This is a genomic window from Alcanivorax sp. HI0007 (assembly GCF_001635525.1).
Classification (GTDB): Bacteria; Pseudomonadota; Gammaproteobacteria; order Pseudomonadales; family Alcanivoracaceae; genus Alcanivorax.
Genome location: NZ_LWEJ01000270.1, coordinates 1 through 22606, shown reverse-complemented (window position 1 = coordinate 22606; position 22606 = coordinate 1). Strand labels below are relative to the sequence as shown.

The following is a 22606-nucleotide window of genomic DNA, read 5'->3' as shown; positions in this document are numbered from 1 at the left end:
TGCCTTTGCTACAATGGCGGCCCTTTTGCATTCTAGATACTTCAGGAGTTTCCATGCGTCCTTCCGGCCGAGCCCACGATCAGCTGCGTGAATTGAGCTTTACCCGCAACTACACCGTTCACGCCGAGGGCAGCGTGCTGGTCGCTTTCGGTGATACCAAGGTGCTCTGCACTGCGTCCGTGGAGGAGGGTGTGCCGCGCTTTCTGAAGGGCAAGGGCCAGGGCTGGATCACCGCCGAGTACGGCATGCTGCCCCGTTCCACTCACACCCGTTCCGGTCGCGAGGCATCCCGGGGCAAGCAGGGTGGCCGAACCCTGGAGATCCAGCGACTGATCGGCCGCTCCCTGCGTGCGGCGGTGGACATGAAAAAGCTGGGTGAGCGCACCATCTTCCTGGACTGCGACGTGCTGCAGGCCGATGGCGGTACCCGCACGGCTTCCATTTCCGGCGCCTGCGTCGCTCTGGTGGATGCCTTTACCCACTTGCTGGAAACCAAGAAGATCAAGGATGACCCGCTCACCGGGTTGGTCGGTGCGGTATCCGTGGGGGTCTACAACGACGAGCCGGTGCTGGATCTGGATTATGCCGAAGACTCCAATGCCGGTACCGACATGAATGTGGTCATGACCCAGCAGGGCGGCTTTATCGAGATTCAGGGGTCCGCCGAGGGGGCCCCCTTCACCCGCGAACAGTCCGATACCCTGCTGGGCCTGGCGGAAAAAGGCATTGGTGAAATCATTCAGGCCCAGCAACAGGTGTTAGGTTGGTAAGGACGGACCATGAAGAACTACAAGAAGCACTTTCTGCGTTTTGCCCAGGAGCGTGAGGCGCTCAAATTCGGTGAATTCACGCTGAAATCCGGTCGCAAAAGCCCCTATTTCTTTAATGCGGGCACGTTCAACACCGGAGAGGCCCTGGCCAGGCTGGGTCGCTATTATGCGGACGCCATCGTCGCATCCGGGCAGGAATTCGATATGCTGTTCGGTCCGGCCTATAAAGGCATTCCGCTGGTGGCCGCGGTGGCGGTGGCACTGGCAGAGCACCATGGCCGGGATCTGCCCTGGGCCTTCAATCGCAAGGAAGCCAAGGATCATGGCGAAGGCGGATGGCTGGTGGGGGCTCCCTTGCGGGGCCGAGTGCTGGTCATTGATGATGTGATTACCGCAGGCACCGCCATTCGTGAAGTGGCGGCCCTGTTCGAGAAAACCGAGGCGACCATGGCGGGGGTCATGGTGGCGCTGGATCGCCAGGAGTGTGGCAAAGAGCCTTCCGAGGCCGGCAAGGGACTGTCGGCGATTCAGGAAGTGGAACAATCCCTGGGGGTGCCGGTGGGCAGTATCGTGGCGATGAACGATATTATTCAGTGGCTGGAGCAGCAACCGGACAGTGAGCCCATGGTGTACCGTATGCGGCAGTACCGGGAGCGTTATGGAGTGGAATAATAATGAGAAGAGTTGCTCTGATTCTGGTGCTGATGGTGTCTGCGCCTGCCTTGGCGGGTACCGGCCAGCGTGCCAGTGAGCGCATGCCGGAAGGCGCCTATTTTCGGCATTTCAGTGCTGACGGGGTCATGCATCTGAATCGAACCCTGACCCCCGATGCCATTCGCAGCGGCTATCAGCTGCTGGATGAGCATGGCCGCATTCTGGAAGACGTTGAAGGCGTTAACCTGAATGATGAAGAGGCCCGCAAGATGCGCCTTGAGCGCGCGCGCCAGGCCCGTGAAGACAAGGAATTGTTGCGTATGTATGCGGGCCCGGAGGATGCGGTGCGTGCCCGCGATCGCAAGATTGATGCGCTGAACCTCAGCATCAGCTATGAAGAGAACAGCCTGGCCCAGCTGCAGACGAAACTGGATGAGGAGATTGCCGTGGCAGCCCGGAATGAGCGCGCGGGCCGGGAAGTGCCGGAAGTCGTCCAGCAAGCCATTGAGCGACTGAAACGCCAGATTGAGATGACGGAAGAAAAGCTGCAGGAATTTGAAATCGACATTGATGCGGCGAAAAAAGAATTTGCCCCGATCATCCAGCGATTGAAGGAAATCGAGAACGCAGAGTCTTGAACCCGTTCTGCAGAAATCTGCTCCGCAGGCTGGTGATTCGCCGCTCTTGTTCTTCCTGCCGGCGTTGCTTGGCGACAATCCTCCCCCGCCGCTAGTCCTGGTCCCGGAACAGGGTGGGAACCAGCAGTTCCCACTGCGTTTGCCAGTCCTGGCTGGGACGGGCCTTGAAACCGGAGCGAACGAACTGGGCAATGCGGCCTTCCACCACCGCCAGTAACAGGTTGGCCGTAATGGTGGGTGTGGCTCGCGTGCGCCGTCCCTCCTTGATTTCCGCCTCGCGCAGCACCTGCTTGAGCTGACTTTCCACCCGATCATAGAATTGCTGGATGCGTTGATGCAGGCGCTCGTTTTCGCCGGTCAGGGCATCCCCGGTAAGCAGCCGGGTGATCCCCGGGTTGCGCTCGGTAAAAGCCAGCATCAGGTTCAGGATCTGTTCCACCTGGCTGGTGGCATTGCCATCTTCGGTGATGCGATTGATGCGTGAAAAAATCGCTTCTTCAATAAACTCGATCAGCCCCTCGAACATCTTCGCCTTGCTGGGGAAATGCCGGTACAGCGCCGCTTCGGAGACACCCACTTCCCTGGCCAGGCCGGCGGTAGTAATACGTCCTCCCGGGCCGGCTTCCAGCATATGGGCGAGCGACTGCAGAATCTGCTCTTTTCGCGACGGTTTTTTTTCGGTCATGTAGCGTCGTTCCCTTGTTATATTGTCGGCTCTCGCAGGAGCCATGCTTGCCATGGCGACACTTGCCATGTTCGCCATGCAAGCATAGCTGCTACGGTCAACTCAGTTTTTGCTGATCAACGTCCCGATCCCCTGATCGGTAAGAATTTCCAGTAGCACGGCGTGGGAAACCCGGCCGTCGATGATGTGGGCGGTGTGTACCCCGTTTTTCACCGCTTCCAGGGCGCAGCCAATCTTGGGCAGCATACCACCGTGGATGGTGCCGTCCTTGATCAGTTCATCAACCCGTTCGGCGCTGAGGCCGGTGAGGACTTTGCCCTGTTTATCTTTCAGGCCTGCCACGTTGGTGAGCAGAATCAGTTTTTCGGCGCGAAGCACTTCCGCCATCTTGCCGGCCACCAGGTCCGCATTGATGTTGTAGCTGACACCGTTGTCATCCACGCCGATGGGGGCGATAACCGGAATAAAATCGCTGCCGGCAATCAGATCGATAATGGTGGTATCAATGCCCTGAACTTCGCCCACGTGGCCGATATCGACAATTTCTGATGTCTGCAGGGCCGGGTTGTTTTCGTCCTGGGCCTTGAGGCGCATCTTGCGTGCCTTGATCAGTCTTCCGTCCTTGCCAGTGAGGCCGATGGCCTGGCCACCGTTGTGCTGAATCAGGTTGACGATGTCCTTGTTGACCAGGCCGCCGAGGACCATCTGTACCACATCCATGGTTTCCTGATCGGTGACGCGCATGCCCTGAACAAATTTGGATTCCTTGCCCAGCCGTTCCAGCAGACTACCGATCTGTGGACCCCCGCCATGGACGATGACCGGGTTGAGCCCCACCTGTTTGAGCATCACTACATCACGGGCGAAACTGTTTTTCAGTTCGTCGTTCTCCATGGCGTTGCCGCCATACTTGATCACCACCGTGGCGCCGGAAAAGCGCTGAATGTAGGGCAGCGCCTCGATCAGAATCCGGGCGGTATCGTGGGCACTGTTGGTGTCCATTACGTCTCCTTGGGCAGTAGCGTTAGCCGGGAGTTGAAAGTTTAAAGCGCAAAGTTGAAACGCGAAGACAGCACCTCGCTAACCGGTAAATATTTTGCTCCGCGTTTTGTGCTTGATGGCAACGCGGGCAGGGCCTGTCCGAATACGAAACGCCGTGCCCGCGCTTTTCAACTTTGAACTTTCAACTCTTCGACGGCTTGATTCTAACTCAAAACGGTAATTTCAGGGTGTCATCCACAGCCTGCAGATGTTTGCGGAACTGCTCCTTGACCCTTTCCAGGGCGTCTTCGTCGCGGCCTTCAAAGCGGGCTACCAATGAAGGCGTCGTGTTGGAGGCGCGCACCAGGCCCCAGCCATCCGGGAAGTCCACCCGCAAGCCGTCAATGGTGGTGGGACGGCCGCCGGTAAAGTGTTCGGCGCGGGCGGTCAGTGCGTCCACCAGGGCAAATTTGTTCTCCTCGCTCACATCAATGTACAGGGCCGGAGTGGTGAGACCGGTCTTCAGGCCATCGAACACCTGGCCGGCACTGTCATCCTGAAGGGACAGGATTTCCAGCAGACGGGCGCCAGCGTACAGGCCATCATCACAGCCGAACCAGCGGTCGGCGAAGAAGATATGGCCGCTGATCTCGCCAGCCAGGGGCGCGCCGCTTTCCTTCATTTTTGCCTTGATCAGGGAGTGGCCGGTTTTGTACATCATGGGGCGGCCACCGTTCTTGCGGATGATGGCCGGCAGGGCCCGGCTGCATTTGACGTCGAACAGGATGTCGGCGCCGGGGCTGCGTCCCAGAAGATCTTTGGCGAACAACATCAACAGGCGGTCTGGCCAGATGATTTCGCCGCTGTTGGTGACCACGGCGACCCGGTCGGCGTCACCGTCGAAGGCAAGGCCAAGGTCCAGGTTTTCCTGTTGCACGATGCGGATCAGGTCGGCGAGGTTATCCGGGTTGCCCGGGTCGGGGGCATGATTGGGGAAGTTGCCGTCGATCTCTGTGTACAGCGGCGTTACCTCACAGCCCAGTTGCTTGAACAGCTGTGGCGCCAGTTCCCCGCCGGCACCGTTGCCGCAGTCGATGGCGATCTTCAGTGGGCGTGCCAGAACGATATCGCTGGTCACATCGGTCAGGTAGCGGTCAGTGATATCGCGTTCTTCCTCGCGCCCTTTGCCCTCGCTGAAGGCCTTGTTGCGGATGCGCTCCTGAAGGGCGGTGATGCGATCACCATAGAGGGTATCGCCGTTGATAACGATTTTCAGACCATTGTGGCTGGCGGGGTTATGGCTGCCGGTCAGCATGATGCCGCTTCGGGTTTCCAGTACTTCGGTGGCGTAGTAAAGCACCGGGGTGGGCACCAGGCCGAGATTGATCACATCGCGGCCGGATTCCAGCAGGCCCTTGATCAGGGATCGGCTCAGCTCCGGGCTGGACAGGCGTCCGTCCCGGGCTACCAGCACGGTCTGTTGGCCAGCCTCGCCAGCTTCACTGCCGATGGCGCGGCCGAGCAGATAGACGCCCTGGGCGGTAAGGGTATCGCCGGCCACACCGCGGATGTCATAGGCGCGGAAGATACTGTCTGGCAGGGCTTCGCCCTGTTCCTCATCCATCAGCAGAATGCCGTCGTCGCTTTCTTCCACGACGACCAGATCCTCGGATTGCCGTTGGGCTGCCGGCCGATGCGGGCCGCCACGTTTGCGGAGTTTGCCGGCCATGCGCGCCTGGGCGTCATTGACTGTGGCGAACAGGGGGAAGTGAAAATGGTTGCGGGCGCTGACACCGGGTTGGCGGGCCAGTTCGTCGCAGTAACGGACCAGTTCCGCGCAATCCTGCTTGAGGAAGCTGGCCATCAGGCGGTTGACCACCAGCGTGCCAAGTAGCAGCAGTACCACGCCCAGGGCCACAACCAGGGTACTGACCACCATCAGATTGCTTTCGGTGGGCGGCAATGTGAGCGTCACCGAGACGGGGCCGACTCGGGTGTCCACACTGGCACCGGTGTTGCTGCCGGGCTGATTGAACAGGTTGCTGCCGCCGAACTGGACTTGCAACTGGCTGCCGACGGGGGCCAGGTCTTGCAGAAGGCTGGCCAGGTTGCTGAGGGGTAGTTGCAGCAGCAGGGCGCCATTTTGCATGCGCGTGGCTTTCACCAGAATCAGGGTCGGAGGCTGGCCGGCAATGATCACCGGGCCGGGGGACTGACCAAGCCGCACTTCCTTGAGCAGTTCCTGGGCGGTATAGCTGAAATCGTCGGTATTTGCGCCCCGGCGGGGCACCAGCTGAAGGTTGGCATCCGGAACCCACTGGTGATGGCGGGCGTTGAACTCGGCAACGGTGTCGTCGGACAGCGCCTGGTCCACATCGTTACGGCTGGCCAGTAACGACAGCTGCGTCTGATAGTGCTGGATATGGTTGTGTGTCAGCTTGGCAATGGACTGTGCAAGCTGGCTGGCGTTGTCTTGCTGTTGTGCCGCTTCGGCCACCCTGGTCTGATAGAACCAGGTGGCTCCCCCTGCCACCAGGATCGCTACCAGGGCTGCAATCAGTAATGGCATCAGTGGTTTGAAGACGCTGACGTCGGCGCGTTTATTGTTGTTCTTGTTGTTGCCCATATCCCCTCCGAATTAGACCCGAACCCGTGATTTCAGCGCGGCGCCGGAGGCAAGCCCCTGCCACGCGGCACTACGGTTTTCAGTCGATGATATTCCTTGATGCGGTGTTGCTCCCGGGAATGCCTTTTGACGACGGATTTTCATGCCATTGCTCCACGCTGAAGGCATGGGTTCAGTTGGCTCAGTGGCGGCCGCTGTGGCCGAAACCGCCGCTGCCCCGCTCACTGTTGGTGAAAGTCTCCACCTGTTCCAGTTGCACCTGCATCACCGGCACGATGACCAGCTGGGCGATCCGCTCGCCGGGTTCCACGGTGAAGGGCTGGCTGCCCCGGTTCCAGCAGGACACCATCAGCTCGCCCTGATAATCAGAGTCGATCAGGCCCACCAGGTTGCCCAGCACAATTCCATGTTTATGGCCCAGTCCGGAGCGCGGCAGGATCATGCCGGCATAGCCCGGATCACTGATATGGATGGCCATGCCGGTGGGCAGCAGTTCGGTTTGCCCCGGTTCCAGCAGCAGTGGCGCCTTGACCATGGCCCGAAGGTCCAGGCCGGCGGAGCCGTCAGTGGCGTAATGGGGGAGTGGAATACTGTCGCCCAGTCGGGAGTCGAGCACGCGGTATTGCAGTTTCATGATGGTTCCTGTTGGTCGGGGATCACGCTTCGCGCGCCGGACATCACGGTCGAGTGATGTCGGGAGTATGGCGCGCCTCAGCGCTAGTCTTTATACCGTATGGCAATCAATTCGATCAGTTGCTTGGCGATCTGCGCCTTCGAGGCCAGTGGCAACACCTTGTGACCCCCGGGCCAGATGACGGTAAGGGCATTGTTGTCGCTGTTGAAGCCCACGTTGCTGCCGGAGACGTCGTTGGTGGCGATCATGTCCAGTTTCTTGTTGACCAGCTTGCCTTGAGCGTAGGCGACCACATCGCGGGTTTCGGCAGCGAAACCCACGGTAAAGGGGCGCTTGGCGTGTTCTGCCACCGACGCCACAATGTCCGGGTTTTTCACCAGTGTCAGATGAATTTCTTCGGTGGATTTCTTGATCTTGTGGTCGGCGGTGACAGTGGGGCGGTAGTCGGATACGGCCGCAGTGGCGACAAAGACATCACATCCTTCCTCCACGGCTTTCATGCAGGCGTCATACATCTCTGTTGCCCGGGTCACGTCCACACGGTCTACCCGGGAGGGGGTAGGCAGATTAACCGGGCCGGCGATCAGGGTCACCCGGGCGCCGGCTTCGGCGGCGGCTTCAGCCAGGGCGAAGCCCATCTTCCCGGAGCTCTTGTTGGTGATGTAGCGCACCGGGTCAATGGCTTCACGAGTGGGGCCGGCAGTGATCACCACATGCTTGCCGGTGAGCAGCTGGTAATCAAACACCTCGGCGGCTTGCTGAAGGATTTCCAGGGGTTCGAGCATGCGCCCGGCACCGACTTCGCCGCAGGCCTGGCTGCCACTGCCGGGGCCAAATATCTTGATGCCCTTCTCCTGAAGGATCAGCAGGTTCTTCTGGGTGCTGGTGTCGGCCCACATCTGCTGGTTCATGGCCGGAGCGATGGCGATGGGGGCGCCGGTGGCCAGACACAGGGTGGCGAGCAGGTCGTTGCCGTGGCCATGGGCCAGGCGTGCCATGAAATTGGCTGAGGCCGGCGCAATCAGCACCAGGTCTGCCCAGCGGGCCAGCTCAATGTGGCCCATGGCCGCTTCTGCGGTGGGGTCCAGCAAGGTGGTGTGCACCGGGTGGCCGGACAAGGCCTGCATGGTGAGAGGGGTAATGAATTCGCAGGCTCCCTGGGTCATTACCACGCGAACCTGGGCGCCCACATCCTGCAGGCGGCGAACCAGATCAGCGGCTTTGTAGGCGGCGATGCCGCCGGTGACTCCCAGAAGAATGCGTTTGTTCACCAGACGATGCATGACGAAATCCTGCGCAGCGATAGCGACGGTTACGGCAGTGGCTTACAGCAGCAAGGGCAAATCACCGGTGCCGTGGAAGCCGGAACCCTGCTATTACATAGGCTGCATAGGGTAGCACTAAGGTATGAGTGCTGCCCACTTCACAATGATATGGAATATCAAGGCGTTACGGGAGAAAGGAAACTCCATGGCAATCACTGACTGGCCCACGGATGAAAGGCCGCGCGAAAAGTTGCTGGTGCGAGGGGCGGAATCGCTGAGTGATGCGGAGCTGCTGGCCATTTTTCTGCGCACCGGGCAGCAGGGCATGACCGCAGTGGATCTGGCGCGAAGCCAGTTGACAGCGGGGGGCGGGCTGCGGGCCTTGCTCGATGCAAGCCCGGAGCGAATGGCCAGGTTGCCCGGCATGGGTGTCGCCCGGCGGGCCCTGTTGCTGGCGGCGCTGGAGCTGGGTCGCCGCTATCTGGCGGAGCCGCTGGAGCGGGGGTTGCCACTGGATAACCCGGAAAAAGCCGGGCAGCTACTTACCGCTCGTCTGCGTGGGCTCCCCTACGAGGTGTTTGCCTGCCTGTTCCTGGACAACAAGCATCGCCTGATTGCCTTTGAGCAGCTGTTCCAGGGCACCATCGATGCGGCGGCGGTTTACCCTCGGGAAGTGGTGCGTCGGGCCATGGAGCATAATGCGTCGGCGGTGATTCTGGCTCACAACCATCCTTCCGGGGTGGCCGAGCCCAGCCAGTCCGACCATGCCATCACGCGCCGGCTGGTGGACGCCCTGGGGTTGATGGATATCCGGGTGCTGGATCATCTGGTGATTGGTGAGGGGGGATGGGTGTCACTGGCCGCCCGTGGAGCCCTGTAAAGGATCTGGGCAGGGGGCATGCTTGCGGTAAGCCCCTGAATTCTGGTGTACCCGGTGGAATATCCGAGATTTCGCTTGAAACTTGACCGGCAGATTGGTATAAAACGCGCCTTTTCCGGGGCTCTACCGTCCCCCCGCAAGAAGATTTACGGAGCAAGACAATGTCCAAGGTTTGCCAGGTGACCGGTAAGCGCCCTGTAACGGGCAACAGAGTTTCTCACTCGAACATCAAGACCAAGCGTCGTTTCGAGCCGAATCTGCACCACCATCGTTTCTGGGTTGAGTCCGAGAAGCGCTTTGTGCGCCTGCGTGTGACCTCCAAGGGCATGCGTATTATCGACAAGAAGGGTATCGACGCCGTATTGGCAGATATCCGTTCTCGCGGCGAGCGTGTTTAAGGCTAATTAAGGAGCTAACCCATGGCCGGTCCTATTCGTGAAAAAATCCGCCTGGTGTCCTCTGCGGGCACGGGGCACTTCTACACCACTACCAAGAACAAGCGTCTCCATCCTGAAAAGATGGAAACCAAAAAGTATGATCCGGTAGTGCGCAAGCACGTGGCCTACAAGGAAGCGAAGATCAAGTAACGATCTTTTTGCTGCCTGCCTGGCAACGGACATAAAAACCCGGGACTTTGTCCCGGGTTTTTTTATGTCCGGAATCTGTCATGGGGAAGAATCGAAAAGAGTGTGACAACGGGGGAAGGGACGTGGAAACGGTGGGGGCGTTGTGCCGGAGTGGCAAGATTGCAGCGGCAAGCAAGTTCAATATCACAAAGCCACCATGTTTGTCTGTCATGTACGTGCAATTCTGTGCTTTTTAAACGCCGTTCGTCTGCTTTCAGGCCCGAATGGGGTTTTGATCATGCGGTTCTCGGGACTCTGGTGCTACGTTTACACAAAGAGGAACATCGCAACAAAATGCTACGCAGTGAAAGTTGTGATGCAGTTCTCAGATGCATAGCATTAAAAACGAAGTTCACTTTTTCGCATATGCATTCACACAATGTTCACACTAAGGGACGTGCAACGGAGAGCGCTATGAGTACCTTGAATGAGATGTTTCGTTTGTTGATGATCCGCTTGTACACCCAGCTGCCTGGGCGTGCTCGCAACCAGCGTGGTGCCAGTGCGCTGGAGTATATTGTTCTGGCTGCCGCCCTGATCATCATTATTGGTGTTGCAATTAACACCGTCGGTAGTGATGCAATAGAAACAGCATTTCAAAATTTATTTGATAGTGCTGGCGAAGGTGGGGGTGGCGCACCAGCGTCCCCTTAGAACTAGCTGGCGTGGAGTTGGCCTGATGAATCGGAAAGAGTTCGGAGCCGTAGCTCTAGAGTTTCTGATGCTCTTCCCCTTTGTGATGGCCATGCTTTATGGCGCAGCGGTCTACGGCTTGACCTTCTTTGCCCAGTACCGCATGCAGGCGGCCGTGGATACCGCCGTATCCACGGCCTTGTATGTGGACCGGTCCGATAGCCAGGCCAGTGCCCTTGGTGCTGCGGTAACACAGCGGGGCAATACGGCGCTGGCAGGACTGGTGGCGCAGTTACCGGAAAGATTGAGAGATAACCTGAATGCGGATTCAGCCTGTGCGCTGGAAACCATTGCAGGGGGGGTAGAAGTGCTTAACTGCAGTTTGGAATACCCCAACTATCAAGCCAACCCGATAGTGCCGGTGCTCAGCTTCGGCATGCTGGGGGATTTTCCGCCCCTGCCTGCAAGATTGAGGGTGGAGGCTCGCGCCGCGTTCTGATTGACTGGATGCGGTTCAGCTCAAGAAGCAACATTTGACAGGGATGTTCCGGAGAGAACATGGGATCAAGACTGCTCTACATGCTGCCGGCGTTGGCGGTGGCATTGGTTGCGCTGATACTGGCGCTGGTGGGATTAAGTCGCGACCCGGCACCGTCGCTGGTAGTTCGTGAGGCGTCGCCCGAGGGGCAGGTCCGTGACCAGGAAGCTCCCAATTATCGGTACTGGGTGGTCACCGAGAGCCTGAATATCGGTGACACCCTCAATGAAGAGGCACTGGCGGTGGTTTCCTCGCCGGCCCCGATTCCCAACGTGCTGACCGCCGATGAAAAGGTGGCAGGCAAGGAATTACGTCGATACGCCCGTCCGGGCGAGCTCCTTTCCCGAAATCACCTTGAACCTGGTGGCACCCTGCCAAGCACCCTGCCCGCAGGGTTTCGTGCCGTGGCAGTGGGGGTCGATGATGTGGTGATGGCAGGTGGTCTGCTGCAGCCCGGTGATCTGGTCGATGTGGTGGTGTCGTTTCAAGAAGCGGACCGGGATGACCCGGCGGCCATGGTGCTGTTGCGCAGCCTGCAGGTGCTGGCGGAGAAAGGGGCCATGGCGGCAGCCAGCAGTGATCAGGACCGCGAGGCCCAGCGTCGCAATAACACCGTGGTGCTGGCTGTGCCCAAGGACAAGGTGCCAACATTGCTGCTGGCTTCTGAGGAAGGGACATTGCGATTGGCGGTACTGGCCAGTGAGGACAAGGCTGCTGACGACAGCGACGAAGAAAAGAAAGCCAAACCGGTTTACTACAAGGATCTGTTCCCGTCGGCCCGCGCACCAGCACCACGGGCGACACCGGGCCAGAAAGTGGAAGTCTATGAGGGATCAGAGTCAAGGAGCACCTATGTGCGTTAAGGGGTTGTGGAAGAGAGCCGGGGCGCGACTGGTTCTGTGGTTCTCCCTGTCGCTTGCCATAGTGGCGCAGGCGGACACTCTGAAAGACACCATGCGAGTGGCTCCCGGGGACCAGAAAGTCCTGAATTTCCCGGAAGCGGTGGCCAAGGTGGCAACCTCGGATCCAACGGTGGCGGCACTGACCGTGACTGGGTCGGAGGAATTGTTGCTGACCGCCAAGGCGGAGGGCTCGGCGGTGATCTCGGTGTGGCTGAGAGGCAAGGCCAAGCCACTGCGCAGCACAGTGGTGGTGGCCACCACGCTGGGATCCTCTCTGCCTTTTGGTACCCAGGTACAGACAGATATCCGTGTGCTGGAAGTCAGTCGCTCGGAGCTCAATCAACTGGGCATGAGTTATAGCAATGTTTTCAATGATGGCCAGTCAGCCGTGGGAATTGCGCCGCCAGGGACCGGGTTTCAGGTGCCAGGGGTGGTGCCGGCCCCTTTGAGTTCCGATGGCTTCAATCTGTTTGGCTTTGGTCCCAATTCGGTTCTTGCCATCAATGCGCTGGAAGCCGGGGGCTTTGCCTATACCCTGGCCGAACCTTCCCTGACCAGCCTGTCCGGGCAAAGCGCCAGCTTTCTGTCCGGCGGTGAATTCCCGGTCCCCATTCGGAGTGACAACACCGGGGTGCAGATCGAGTTCAAGGAATTCGGTATTGGCTTGAGCCTCACTCCAACCGTGATTGATGCGGGGCAGATTATTCTCAAGGTTGCGCCGGAAGTGTCCGAACTGGAATTTTCTGCCGGGGTGGAAACCGGCGGCGTGGCGGTACCGGGCCTGCGGGTGCGGCGTGCGGAAACCACGGTGTCTCTGGCACCCGGTGAGACCTTTATCATCAGTGGTCTGGTCAGTCGGAATACCATCAACAACAGCGATCGCCTGCCGGGGATTGGCAACATTCCCCTGCTGGGGGCGTTCTTCCGCTCTTCGCGCATCGAGAAAAGTGACAAGGAACTGGTGATGGTGGTGACCCCTCACCTGGTGACGCCCCAGCAGAGTACGGAGCCGCCAGTGACGTTGCCCGGCGCGGGCTATCACAGCAGTAGTACTGGCTGGCTGGATATGGCCACGGAAAGCCGTCGGGGTTCCCAGCCAATTCGCCACGGCCTGAGCTGGTGATGCTATGAGTGATCATGACATTGTTCTTTCTGTTGTTGACGATGATGGAATCGAGGCCTGGCTGGAGCGGGTGGTGGATGAGCCGTTCCGCCTTGAGCAGGTCAGCCGAAGCGATCTGACCCGGGTGCTGCGCTTGCTGGAGGCCACCACTGCCCATGTGGTGATGGTGGAGATTTCCGAAGCGGATATGGATCAATCACTGGCCATCATCACGGCCCTGACCAGTGCTCGCCCCTGGGTCACCGTTATCACCGTCTGCGCCCGTGCCAACCAGGAATTGCTGCTGCAATCCATGCGTGCGGGAGCGCGGGATTGCTTTGTGGCCGGGAGCGAGGCGGGAGATGTCCGTGACCGCCTGCGCCGGCATCAGTTGTTGAGGGTGGGTCACTATGATGACCAGGTTCGCTCCGCAACCAACAACCTGACCCTGGTCGCGTCAGCCAGCCCGACGGTAGACACCCGCTTTCTGGCACAGAATGTTGCCCTGGGGCTGAACCGCCTGTTTCCCAACGAACGGTGTCTGGCCATTGATACCCAGCCCGCCGAGCGCGGTATTTTCTATCTGGATGTGCACAACGAATACACGTTGGAAAATTTGCTGGCCAGTCCGGAGACCCTGGACGAAACCCTGATCGGTACGGCACTGGAAGAGTATCGGCCGGGATTGCGACTGCTGGCCGGCGGGATTGATAGCCGTGAGCTTGAAGGGGATCGAAGCGCGGATCTGTTTATTGCCCTCAATCATCTGATGCAGATGTTTGATCGTATCGTGATCAATGTGGGCACCCTGGAGAGCCGCCATTGGGTGCGTGCCCTTGGCATTCACGCTAGTCATTTGCTGATCACCATGCAGCCACTGGTGGACCAGGCCCATGCGGTGCGGACCCTGGGCAATGAGTGGCGTTCCCACCTGGGCCGCGACAGCCAGGTTCACCTGGTTGTGGATGGGATGGAAGGCAAGGTCCCCCCGGGACTGGATGAACTGGCAGAGACCGCCGGCGTAAACCTGCTAGGTGGGCTGCCCATGGACTGGCGTCACCGCCTGATGGCCATGAACAGTGGCTTGCCGATTCAGGAGCAATCTCCCCGTTGCCGCTATAGCCGCGGCCTGCAGACCATGGTTAACAAGCTGGAATCACAGCAGGATGTGAGCGCTGGTGGGAGCTGGTGGCAACGACTGCGTAGCAACGGATAGCAGGAGCGCTTGTGGCGGGACGGATCGACGCAGAATACCAGCAGCTCAAGGATCGCACCCATCGCTGGGTGGTTGAGCGGCTGGATGAGGAAGGCATCGAGGTTGGCAATGCCAGCCGTGATCAGCTTGCGGATTTTATCCGTACGGCGGTGGGGCAGCATATCGCCCTGAACCGGGTGCCTCTCTCAACCCAGGATCTCAATCAGCTGGTCCGCGATACCCTGGACGAAGTGACCGGTTATGGCCCGCTCGAGCCTTTGCTGGCTGATCCGCGCATCAACGACATCCTGGTGAATGGCCCGGACAGCGTCTTTATCGAAGTCGCAGGCGTGCTGCAAAAAGCATCGGTGCGTTTTATCAATGATGACCATGTGGTACGTGTCATTCGTCGTATGCTGGCGCCCCTTGGGCGTCGACTGGATGAGTCCAGCCCCATGGTGGATGCCCGCCTGCCGGATGGTTCCCGGGTCAATGCCATCATTCCGCCGCTGGCGCTGGACGGCCCCAGTATCAGTATCCGTAAATTTACCGGTAACCATCTAAGCGCCCAGCAGCTGATAGACAGCGGCTCTCTCACCGATGCGTGCCTGGATATCATGGTTAAGGCGGTGGAGTCGCGGCGCAATATCATCATCAGTGGTGGTACCGGTACCGGTAAAACCACCATGCTGAACATGATCAGTCAGTACATTCCTCGTCAGGAGCGCATCCTCACCATTGAGGATTCCGCTGAACTGGTGCTTAACCACCCCCACGTGGTTCGCCTGGAGACCCGTCCGGCCAATACGGAAGGCAAGGGCCGAATCAGTGCCCGGGAGCTGGTTATCAATGCCCTGCGGATGCGTCCCGACCGGATCATTCTTGGTGAGGTGCGTTCCAACGAGATCATCGAATTACTGCAGGCAATGAATACCGGCCACGACGGCTCCATGAGTACGATCCATGCCAACAGTACTCGTGATGCGCTGGTGCGCATCGAGACCTTGCTGGCGGTGAGCGGCTATGAGGCCAGCGAGACCGCCATTGGCCGCCTGATTGGTTCTGCCCTGGATATCATCATTCAGCTGGAAAGATTGCCGGATGGCCGCCGCCGGGTCAGCGAGGTAGTGGCGCTGACGCCAACGGAAGATGACCTCTACCACATGGACTACCTGTACAGGAGTCAGGCATGAGTGCGGTAGAGCTGCTGGGAATGGCGCAGCTGCTCGGCATTATTGCCGTGGTTACTGTGCTCATGCAGCTCGTCTGGTTCCGCTATCGGCAGCGCAGCTTGCTGACTGAGCGCGTGCGGCAACGTTTGCAGCAGCGTATGGAAATCGGTGGTGAACCCGGTCAGGTGCGAGTAGTGGCGGGTCCGCTGGAACGGCTGTTATTGCGGGCGGATATCCGCCTGTCCAGAGTGCAGCTATCACTGCTTGGTATCGTTATTTTCCTGATCGTGGTGATGGTGCTGGCTTCTTCGGGTTTCATTGCGGCTGGTGTGGTGCTGGCGCTGATAGCCGCGAGTCTTTGGATGTACTGGCGGTTCCGTTTCCAGCAGCAGCGCCGGATGATTTTTGAATCCCTGCCGGGAATCATGGAATCCACATTGCGCTACATGAGCGCCGGCCGTTCCCTGGAGGCCTCGTTAATGGAATCCTTCCAGGATGCGCCGCCGGTATTTGCGCCGCTGACGTTCAGGCTGCGCAGTGCGATTGAGGCCGGGCGCGATTACACCGGTTTGTTTGATGACTTTTCCCGGCTTTACCAGGTGTCTTCCCTGGTGCTGGTGTCCATTGCGCTGCGCACGTCCGCCCGGTTTGGTTCGTCGATCCGTCCGGTTCTGGAGCAGGTGGCCACCTCGTTACGCTCCCAGCAGGAGCTGCGCCGGGAGTTCCTGGCGTCTACGGCGGAGACCCGGTTTACCGCCGGCGCCTTTACCTTGCTGCCGTTGGGCATGGCTGCCTACATGATGCTGATCAACGAAAAGTATGCCGAGGTCCTGCTGAACACGGACACCGGGCATACCATGCTGATGATCGCTGGCATCTTGCAAGGGTTCGGTGTGTTGGTCATCTGGCGGATGATCCAGGGGGTGGGTCGTGAATAATGTGCTGCTGATCCTCGCCATCCTGCTGTCGTGCCTCTCCTTGTGGCTGGTCTACAAGACCCGGGACTGGGCATTGCGGGCCCGGGTTAGCCAGCGTTTGCAGGATAGTGGCAATCACCGTGAGGATGAGGATCGGGGGTTCTGGTTATGGACACTCTCCAGTGCCCTGACGGAGTCATCGATTGCGTCGGGGGATTATCAGGAAATCCGGCAGGCTCTTGCGGGCATGGGGAAAAGTCGTGAGCAGTCCCAGGTTATTTATCTGTTGTCCTGCTGGCTACTGCCGGTACTGGTGGCATTGGTAGGTTTTCTGGTGTTCGGTCTGCTCGGCGGGCTGTTGGCATCGGCGGCGGGCTTTATTGTGCCGCGGCGGGTGATCCGCGGTATGGGGGCCCAGGCAGAGCTGAGACAGAACCTGGAAGCGGTAGAGCTTTGCCACATGACGCGAATGCTGATGGAGGCTGGGCTGTCCCTTGAGCGTGTAATGCGCATTATCGGTCGCCAGGGGCGCCCCCTTTTGCCCATTCTTATCATGCGAATAGACCGTTTTAACCGGCTCATGAAATCCGGCGCGGAGCGAACCCAGGCACTGGATGAACTGGGTGAGAACAAGCGTATCCCGGTACTGCGCAGCTATGTGGTGTTGATGAAGCAAAGCAGTCAACTGGGGGCGGGCGTATCCGCCAGCCTGGACCAGATTATTGAAGAAGCCCAGAACGTGGAACGTAACCGCATTCGAGAGGAAACCAACCGGATTGGTGCCAAGATGACGGTGGTAATGATGGCATTCATGCTGCCGGCCCTGTTTATCTTGATTGGCGGCCCGGCGGTGATTTCCATCGCGGATGCATTGGCACGATAACAAAGGGAGTAACAACATGCGTGGCATGGTTTGGGGAGCACTGGTACTGCTGGCGGGATGCGCACACCAGTCAGCGCCGGAGTCGGCCCCGGGAACAGTGGATGTGTCGTCAATTGCCTGCAAGGAAGCACTGCAGCCAGAGCAGCGTGTGGATCTGGAGATGGTCGATACCTTGATGGCCAAAGGACGAAATTATGCGGCGTTGGCGCAGCTGGAAAGCAAACCCATGGGCGCCATTGATCACTGGTTGCGTTATGGCCAGTTGCTGGCCGCTTCCGGCAAGCTGGATTCTGCGGAGCAGGTCTACAGAGCATTGGCCAATCGCTGTGATGATGGCCGCAGCCGTCATGGCCTGGGCATGGTGTTGCTCAAGCGTCATGAAATCATGGCGGCGCTGTCCCATCTGGAGCGGGCGCGCAGCCTGGCACCGGCAACCTCCCAGGTGCGAAATGATTACGGTTATGCGCTGATGCTGGTAGGGCGCTACGAAGATGCGGCTTTCGAGCTGAGAACCGCATTGGAACTGGCGAACGGCAAGGGCCCGGTTCGTCAGAATCTGGCGGTAGCCTATCTGATGACGGATGATCGTGAGGGGCTGAAAGCGTTACAGTCCAACTACGGGTTCTCGGATGAGGAAATTGCCTATGCCGAGAAACTCAGTGAACAGTTCGGGAGGACCCGAAAATGAAGAAACTGGCCTTGATTCTGTTGTTGCCGGGAACCTTGGTGGCGGCGGAGCCTCAGCAAGCCTACAGCTTTGGTGTTTCCGGACAGGTTGTCACCAATGAGTCTGAAACGGTCACTGACTGGTTGCTGAACCAGCAGCGCGATTCCCGACCGGCAGGGCAGAGTGAGCTGTCTGCTCCGCTTTATGTGGACACCCAGCGCCGTCTGGCAAATTCCTTCCGTACCGCGATTCCGGACAGTTTTGGTGAACAGACCCGAGACGACAATTAACCGTCTCCGGCAGCGCGGGGCCCTGTCAGTCATCACCCCGCTGTTGCTGTTGATCGTCATTACTCTCACGGTGATGGCGCTGGATGGCGCACGCCTGTACAGCCTGCGAAGCGACATGCAGGCGCAGGTAAATGTGGCCGCCCAGGCTGCAGCCGGGGCGGCCCAGGCATGCGGTGGGCAAGCGCCCAGTACCGTGCTTGTCCAGCAACGCGCATTGGCTGCGGCGGTTGCCCAGGGCTTTGAGGGATCTGACCAGGATCTGAACGTTCAGCTTGGCGTGATTGCGGATGCCGACAGTAGCGGTGTGGTGGCTTTCGAGCCGGTGAATCTCATTGAGCGCAGTAATGCGGTACTGGTGAGTTACACCCGTACTGAACCGATTTCCATGTTGTTGCCGCAGTCCGTGTTTGGTGGCATTTCTCTCTCCGTGAATGCGGCGGTTCGCAAGGAGGTGGTGGCCACGGTCAGCGCGGCCGGCGGCACTGTCGGTGTGGGCGGTGATGCCACCTTGCTGGGCAGCCTGCTGGGTGTCGTGCTCAATCAGCCGGGGTTTAGTCTGGACCCGACCGACCTTAGCAGTCTCGAAAATGCCACTGTGCAATTGGGCGATTTGCTGACCGCCACCGGCGTCAATGATCTGGTCGACCTTCTGGATCTTGATGCGTCTGAACTGGCGGCGGCGATTCGTGATGTGGGTACAGCTACCGCGCCAGTTGCGGATCTGCTGGATGGTATTGTGACTGCCCAGGGAATAGACACCATCAAAGTGGGCGACATTATCAGTGTGGTAGAAAATGCTTCCGTCCCGGCGTCCAGTGAGTTCCCGGTCTATGATCTGGTCATCAGCCTGGTGCTTAATCTGGCTGAGCAGCAGCAGGCTGGAGCCGGTGGGTTGTTGTCGTTGCCACTCAATATTAACAACCTGTCCGTCCCGCTTATTGCCAATATCAATACGGTAGACCTGGGCTTGAATGTGGGCGAGCCACCCACGGTGGCTGTTGGTCCGGCTCGTCAGGATGAGGATGGCGAATGGGTGACCCGTTTTTATGCGCCGGACGTGACGTTGCAGCTATCCGCACAGGTGGAGTTGTTGCCGATCAACTTGGGCCCTCTCCTCTCCCTTTCTCTGGCGGATCTAACCGTTCCGTTGGCGGTGAATGCGGGGGGCGGTGAGGGTCAGCTGATTTCCGCTGATTGTGCTCGGGGAACCTCCAACTCGGTAGAGTTTGGCGTCAACCTTGAGCGTGAAGTCGCGCGTATTGTAACCGGGCGCCTGACGGCGGCGGGAGAATTGCAGCCAGAGCGGTTGGAAGCGAATGTTGGTAGGTTGTCGCTGCTGTCCGGGCTGCTGCCTCCCATAGAGGGCATTCTTTACCTTAACGCGGAAGTGGACGGAGAGGTTCCGGGCATTGAAGAAACAGTATTTCTGGATCCGCGTTATGATTTGTATTGTGACCCGATTGAGGGATGCGATCAGTCCCAGTACAACGATTTGGGCGATGGTTTGTCCGGCCTGGATCTGGAAATAACGGTTCATGAAGCGTCGCTGCTTCGAAGTAGCTTCGGTTTGATCAATTTGACGCCGCTACTAAAACCTATTCTGGATCCTGTGCTTGAGTTGTTGAGTAATGTCATATCCAGTCTGGCTGAAGGGTTGATAAATCCATTGCTGCGAACGCTGGGTGTGGGCCTGGGTGGCATCAGCGTCAATGTGAGCGCGGCAAACCAGGATGGAATCCAGCTGATCGAGAATATTGCGGTGGAAGAGCCGGAGCAGTGATCTGCTTTCCCGGCGAAGCCACAAATGACGAGACCCCATGATGTTCAGGCTCGTGTGTATTCGCGATACATCGTTTCGGTTGTGACTTTGCCCGCAGGATATTGAGTCTTGAATGCTTTACCGGGAACCACAAAAAAGGCCGCATTGTGCGGCCTTTTTTGTGGTTCCCGGGAATGGAAGGAAGTATCAGTGCGATACCGCGGCCGGCCGATAGCGGGTCAGCTGATCGGCAAACTCCTGCAGGGCAGCAATGCCGGATTCGCGGGCATCGTGATACCACTGCTCCAGGGCTTCCACCATTTCCGATGAGTTGCGGCTGGTCTGGGACCAGATGTCCTGCAGGCGCAGGCGGAACTGGTAGATGGCATCCAGGGTTTCGTTGCTTTCCGTCAGGGTCTGCAGACGTTTTTTCTGTCCCGGCTTGATCAGGCTGATGTCGCGGTGGAACAGGGCGTGGGCGCGGGCATACAGGTCGCGGGTGGCGTCGCAGGCGCGGGCTTGCTCCTGCTTGAAGACCGGCACGATAACCGTCCTGCGGTAGTTGGCCATCACCTGGAAACGGTGCTGCATGATGCCGCGCAGGGCATCCAGGTCCACTTTGCTGGCGCTTTTCTCGAAAGCGGGTTTGGGGGCGACTTTTTTCACCTTGGCCAGGCCCACCATTTCAAACAGGCGTATCCAGGCCCAGCCCATATCAAACTCGAAACGGCGCACCGACAGTTTGGCAGAGTTGGGGTAAGTGTGATGGTTGTTATGCAGTTCTTCGCCACCGATGAGAATGCCCCAGGGGGAAATATTGCGAGATGCATCCGGGCATTCGAAGTTGCGGTAACCCCAGTAATGTCCGATACCGTTGATAACCCCGGCGGCGAAAACGGGGATCCACATCATCTGGATGGCCCATACGGTGATACCGGCGGCACCGAACAGTAGCAGATCGATGACGGCCATCAGCGTGACGCCGCCCATGGGAAAGCGGGAATACACGTTGCGCTCAATCCAGTCGTTCGGGCAACCCGCCCCGTATTTGTTCAGGGTTTCCTGATTTTCGGCTTCCTCACGATACAGTTCGGCGCCTTCGCGCAGCACTTTCTGGATGCCTTTGACCTGCGGGCTGTGCGGGTCGTCTTCGGTTTCGCATTTGGCGTGATGTTTGCGGTGGATGGCGGTCCACTCAAGGGTGTTCTGGCCGGTGGTCAACCACAGCCAGAAACGGAAAAAGTGCTTCAGCACCGGATGCAGGTCCAGCGCACGGTGGGCGGAATAGCGGTGCAGGTAAACGGTGACGCCAACAATGGTGATGTGGGTCATGACCAGGGTGATCAGGATCAGGGCACCCAGGCTGGGGGCCAGCAGGCCGTTGCTCAGATAATTCAGCATGAAAATCGCACAAGGTAAAAACGGAGATCCTATTGTGCCCAGTCCGGGTGACAGGCAGAAGACGCCGAATAGGTCAAATTCGGACTTTCGGGCCAAGGGTTGGCCAGGGGCGGATGAACGGTAACAACGACAGGGCTGAAGCCGGGTCGGGTGCCGAATCCGCCTGGCCTCTTCAGGTCCCCGGGCGGGTCAGCAAGAGGTGCCCTTGTGCATCCACGGATGCCTGCCACTGCGGAGCCAGCCAGGTTGTTCCTACGGCTTCAGCGATCAGCGCCGGGCCATGTATGGTCTGGCCGGGGCCCAAAGTGTCGCGGTGATAAATCGCCACTTGCTGATCCACGCCGGGTAGCCGGGTATGCCGGATTGCCTCGCCAGTGCGGGCAGGCAGTGGTGGCTGGGCGGGCGGGGTGCGTGTGGCCTGGCTTTGTACCCGAATATTCACCTGCTGCACGGGCAATGCCAGGCGGTGACCGAAGCGCACCTCGTGGGCGTCGTGAAACAGCGCTTCCCGTGCTGCGACAGTGGGCTGCCAGGGAACCTGTAACACCGACGATTGGCCCTGATAGCACATATCCACAAAAACGTGATGCTGGATCTGCTCGGCACCAACGCCCTCGCGGATCAATTCCGCACTGCCCTGGTGTTGCAGGGTGGCAATGCGTTCCCTCAAGGCGGTATCGCCGGCGCCATCTGGCAACGCCTGGAGCTGTTCGCGCTTGCGAGGGGCGTACACCAGTCCTTCAGCGGACAGCACTCCGGCCCGGCGGGGAACAAGTGCGCTGCGCATGCCCAGATTGTCTGCCAGGGCGCAGACATGCAGGCCGCCAGCGCCGCCAAAACTGAGCAGGGCAAAATTTGCCGGGTCAAAACCTTTCTGGATGGAAATCACCCGGAGTGCCTGGGTCATGTGCTCATTGGCCAGTGCCAGCACCCCTTCGGCGGTCTCTTCCACACCCAGGCCCAGCTGTGACGCCAGTGTTTTCATGGCATGGCGGGCGGCAGCGGTATCCAGTGTCAGAGAGCCACCCAGAGCGAAGTCCGGCTGCAGCCTGCCGAGCACCACATTGGCGTCAGTGACCGTGACTTGATTGCCGCCTCGGCCATAGCAGGCGGGGCCCGGATCGGCACCGGCGGAGTGGGGTCCCACATGCAGCAGGCCGGCATCATCCACATAGGCCAGTGAACCGCCACCGGCGCCAATGGTATGCATGTCCACCATGGGGACCGCCACTGGATAGGGGCCAATATGGCCCTGCTGGGTAAGACGCAGGTCGCCGTCCAGGAGGGCCACGTCGGTGGACGTGCCGCCCATGTCGAACGTCATCAATCGGGGCTGCCGGACTTCGCTCTGGGTGGCTCTCTGACACTGGATACCGCTGCCGCCCGCC

At 59.2% G+C, this 22606-nt stretch carries 24 protein-coding genes; 17 read left to right on the top strand and 7 right to left on the bottom strand.

The genetic code is table 11. The features are described from left to right. Positions 1-53 precede the first annotated feature (53 nt). From rph to A3714_RS16125, 3 genes are read left to right on the top strand one after another with little or no spacing between them, the layout of a single operon-like run. Positions 54-770: a ribonuclease PH gene (rph, locus tag A3714_RS16135; protein WP_062814910.1), complete on the top strand. Its 717-nt coding sequence runs from the start codon at positions 54-56 to the stop codon at positions 768-770. 9 nt (positions 771-779) lie between these two features. Then, positions 780-1442, top strand: coding sequence for an orotate phosphoribosyltransferase (pyrE, locus tag A3714_RS16130; protein WP_063508273.1), 663 nt, complete (start codon positions 780-782; stop codon positions 1440-1442). Positions 1443-1444: 2 nt separating this feature from the next. Next, positions 1445-2062 (top strand): hypothetical protein, encoded by a 618-nt coding sequence (locus tag A3714_RS16125; RefSeq protein ID WP_063508274.1) that lies wholly within the window; start codon positions 1445-1447, stop codon positions 2060-2062. 91 nt (positions 2063-2153) lie between these two features. Here A3714_RS16125 and slmA read toward each other — a convergent pair whose 3' ends face one another. The 5 genes from slmA to coaBC form a co-directional block, all read right to left on the bottom strand. Beyond that, positions 2154-2747, bottom strand: coding sequence for a nucleoid occlusion factor SlmA (slmA, locus tag A3714_RS16120; RefSeq protein WP_062814907.1), 594 nt, complete (start codon positions 2745-2747; stop codon positions 2154-2156). Between the two features lie 102 nt (positions 2748-2849). Next, a complete protein-coding gene (argB, locus tag A3714_RS16115; RefSeq protein WP_063508620.1) occupies positions 2850-3749 on the bottom strand; it encodes an acetylglutamate kinase in 900 nt (299 codons plus the stop codon). Positions 3750-3957: 208 nt separating this feature from the next. After that, the gene (locus A3714_RS18365) at positions 3958-6354 is read right to left on the bottom strand and encodes a phosphomannomutase/phosphoglucomutase (RefSeq protein WP_063508619.1); all 2397 of its coding nucleotides are present in this window, start codon (positions 6352-6354) and stop codon (positions 3958-3960) included. Between the two features lie 181 nt (positions 6355-6535). Continuing rightward, positions 6536-6988 (bottom strand): dUTP diphosphatase, encoded by a 453-nt coding sequence (gene dut, locus A3714_RS16105; RefSeq protein WP_062814904.1) that lies wholly within the window; start codon positions 6986-6988, stop codon positions 6536-6538. A gap of 83 nt (positions 6989-7071) precedes the next feature. Continuing rightward, positions 7072-8271, bottom strand: coding sequence for a bifunctional phosphopantothenoylcysteine decarboxylase/phosphopantothenate--cysteine ligase CoaBC (gene coaBC, locus A3714_RS16100; RefSeq protein WP_062814903.1), 1200 nt, complete (start codon positions 8269-8271; stop codon positions 7072-7074). Between the two features lie 187 nt (positions 8272-8458). On the opposite strand from coaBC, the gene radC reads away from it, so the two are divergent. From radC to A3714_RS16030, 14 genes are all read left to right on the top strand, one after another. After that, on the top strand, positions 8459-9133 hold the full coding sequence (gene radC / locus A3714_RS16095) for a DNA repair protein RadC (protein ID WP_063508964.1): 675 nt from the start codon (positions 8459-8461) through the stop codon (positions 9131-9133). A 161-nt stretch (positions 9134-9294) separates the two neighbouring features. Continuing rightward, positions 9295-9531, top strand: a complete 237-nt coding sequence (gene rpmB, locus A3714_RS16090; protein ID WP_035248690.1) for a 50S ribosomal protein L28 — start codon at positions 9295-9297, stop codon at positions 9529-9531. Between the two features lie 21 nt (positions 9532-9552). Beyond that, a complete protein-coding gene (gene rpmG / locus A3714_RS16085; protein WP_007151127.1) occupies positions 9553-9720 on the top strand; it encodes a 50S ribosomal protein L33 in 168 nt (55 codons plus the stop codon). A 453-nt stretch (positions 9721-10173) separates the two neighbouring features. Continuing rightward, positions 10174-10413, top strand: a complete 240-nt coding sequence (locus A3714_RS16080) for a Flp family type IVb pilin (RefSeq protein ID WP_063508963.1) — start codon at positions 10174-10176, stop codon at positions 10411-10413. Between the two features lie 25 nt (positions 10414-10438). Continuing rightward, positions 10439-10891, top strand: coding sequence for a TadE/TadG family type IV pilus assembly protein (locus A3714_RS16075; RefSeq protein WP_063508962.1), 453 nt, complete (start codon positions 10439-10441; stop codon positions 10889-10891). 59 nt (positions 10892-10950) lie between these two features. Then, positions 10951-11793: a Flp pilus assembly protein CpaB gene (cpaB, locus tag A3714_RS16070; RefSeq protein WP_063527205.1), complete on the top strand. Its 843-nt coding sequence runs from the start codon at positions 10951-10953 to the stop codon at positions 11791-11793. Between the two features lie 91 nt (positions 11794-11884). After that, positions 11885-12955: a type II and III secretion system protein family protein gene (locus tag A3714_RS16065; protein WP_369817840.1), complete on the top strand. Its 1071-nt coding sequence runs from the start codon at positions 11885-11887 to the stop codon at positions 12953-12955. Between the two features lie 4 nt (positions 12956-12959). Further along, positions 12960-14150: a hypothetical protein gene (locus A3714_RS16060; protein WP_063508959.1), complete on the top strand. Its 1191-nt coding sequence runs from the start codon at positions 12960-12962 to the stop codon at positions 14148-14150. Positions 14151-14161: 11 nt separating this feature from the next. Further along, positions 14162-15322, top strand: a complete 1161-nt coding sequence (locus tag A3714_RS16055) for a CpaF family protein (protein WP_062814897.1) — start codon at positions 14162-14164, stop codon at positions 15320-15322. Next, positions 15319-16239: a type II secretion system F family protein gene (locus tag A3714_RS16050; RefSeq protein WP_062814896.1), complete on the top strand. Its 921-nt coding sequence runs from the start codon at positions 15319-15321 to the stop codon at positions 16237-16239. Before A3714_RS16055 ends, A3714_RS16050 begins: the two co-directional genes overlap by 4 nt. Further along, positions 16232-17101: a type II secretion system F family protein gene (locus A3714_RS16045; RefSeq protein ID WP_063508958.1), complete on the top strand. Its 870-nt coding sequence runs from the start codon at positions 16232-16234 to the stop codon at positions 17099-17101. Before A3714_RS16050 ends, A3714_RS16045 begins: the two co-directional genes overlap by 8 nt. 16 nt (positions 17102-17117) lie before the next feature. Next, the gene (locus tag A3714_RS16040) at positions 17118-17789 is read left to right on the top strand and encodes a tetratricopeptide repeat protein (RefSeq protein WP_062814894.1); all 672 of its coding nucleotides are present in this window, start codon (positions 17118-17120) and stop codon (positions 17787-17789) included. Then, complete coding sequence (locus A3714_RS16035; protein ID WP_062814893.1) at positions 17786-18058, top strand: hypothetical protein; 273 nt, start codon at positions 17786-17788, stop codon at positions 18056-18058. The genes A3714_RS16040 and A3714_RS16035 overlap by 4 nt, the downstream gene beginning before the upstream one ends. Then, the gene (locus A3714_RS16030) at positions 18033-19838 is read left to right on the top strand and encodes a hypothetical protein (RefSeq protein ID WP_063525923.1); all 1806 of its coding nucleotides are present in this window, start codon (positions 18033-18035) and stop codon (positions 19836-19838) included. The genes A3714_RS16035 and A3714_RS16030 overlap by 26 nt, the downstream gene beginning before the upstream one ends. Before the next feature lie 186 nt (positions 19839-20024). Here the strand turns inward: A3714_RS16030 and A3714_RS16025 are convergent, their stop codons facing one another. Further along, on the bottom strand, positions 20025-21218 hold the full coding sequence (locus A3714_RS16025) for an acyl-CoA desaturase (protein WP_062814891.1): 1194 nt from the start codon (positions 21216-21218) through the stop codon (positions 20025-20027). 172 nt (positions 21219-21390) lie between these two features. After that, positions 21391-22606 (bottom strand): hydantoinase/oxoprolinase family protein (locus A3714_RS16020; protein WP_197463437.1); only part of this gene is annotated, 1216 nt, incomplete at its 5' end.

Excerpts from the sequence above, each read along its gene's own strand:
- rph (WP_062814910.1), top strand. The coding sequence starts at position 54 with ATGCGTCCTTCCGGCCGAGCCCACGATCAGCTGCGTGAATTGAGCTTT.
- A3714_RS16125 (WP_063508274.1), top strand. The coding sequence starts at position 1,445 with ATGAGAAGAGTTGCTCTGATTCTGGTGCTGATGGTGTCTGCGCCTGCC.
- slmA (WP_062814907.1), bottom strand. The coding sequence starts at position 2,747 with ATGACCGAAAAAAAACCGTCGCGAAAAGAGCAGATTCTGCAGTCGCTC.
- A3714_RS16060 (WP_063508959.1), top strand. The coding sequence starts at position 12,960 with ATGAGTGATCATGACATTGTTCTTTCTGTTGTTGACGATGATGGAATC.
- rpmB (WP_035248690.1), top strand. The coding sequence starts at position 9,295 with ATGTCCAAGGTTTGCCAGGTGACCGGTAAGCGCCCTGTAACGGGCAAC.
- argB (WP_063508620.1), bottom strand. The coding sequence starts at position 3,749 with ATGGACACCAACAGTGCCCACGATACCGCCCGGATTCTGATCGAGGCG.
- A3714_RS16075 (WP_063508962.1), top strand. The coding sequence starts at position 10,439 with ATGAATCGGAAAGAGTTCGGAGCCGTAGCTCTAGAGTTTCTGATGCTC.
- coaBC (WP_062814903.1), bottom strand. The coding sequence starts at position 8,271 with ATGCATCGTCTGGTGAACAAACGCATTCTTCTGGGAGTCACCGGCGGC.
- A3714_RS16080 (WP_063508963.1), top strand. The coding sequence starts at position 10,174 with ATGAGTACCTTGAATGAGATGTTTCGTTTGTTGATGATCCGCTTGTAC.
- radC (WP_063508964.1), top strand. The coding sequence starts at position 8,459 with ATGGCAATCACTGACTGGCCCACGGATGAAAGGCCGCGCGAAAAGTTG.
- pyrE (WP_063508273.1), top strand. The coding sequence starts at position 780 with ATGAAGAACTACAAGAAGCACTTTCTGCGTTTTGCCCAGGAGCGTGAG.
- A3714_RS16035 (WP_062814893.1), top strand. The coding sequence starts at position 17,786 with ATGAAGAAACTGGCCTTGATTCTGTTGTTGCCGGGAACCTTGGTGGCG.
- A3714_RS16025 (WP_062814891.1), bottom strand. The coding sequence starts at position 21,218 with ATGCTGAATTATCTGAGCAACGGCCTGCTGGCCCCCAGCCTGGGTGCC.
- A3714_RS16065 (WP_369817840.1), top strand. The coding sequence starts at position 11,885 with ATGCGAGTGGCTCCCGGGGACCAGAAAGTCCTGAATTTCCCGGAAGCG.
- rpmG (WP_007151127.1), top strand. The coding sequence starts at position 9,553 with ATGGCCGGTCCTATTCGTGAAAAAATCCGCCTGGTGTCCTCTGCGGGC.
- A3714_RS18365 (WP_063508619.1), bottom strand. The coding sequence starts at position 6,354 with ATGGGCAACAACAAGAACAACAATAAACGCGCCGACGTCAGCGTCTTC.
- A3714_RS16050 (WP_062814896.1), top strand. The coding sequence starts at position 15,319 with ATGAGTGCGGTAGAGCTGCTGGGAATGGCGCAGCTGCTCGGCATTATT.
- A3714_RS16040 (WP_062814894.1), top strand. The coding sequence starts at position 17,118 with ATGCGTGGCATGGTTTGGGGAGCACTGGTACTGCTGGCGGGATGCGCA.
- dut (WP_062814904.1), bottom strand. The coding sequence starts at position 6,988 with ATGAAACTGCAATACCGCGTGCTCGACTCCCGACTGGGCGACAGTATT.
- cpaB (WP_063527205.1), top strand. The coding sequence starts at position 10,951 with ATGGGATCAAGACTGCTCTACATGCTGCCGGCGTTGGCGGTGGCATTG.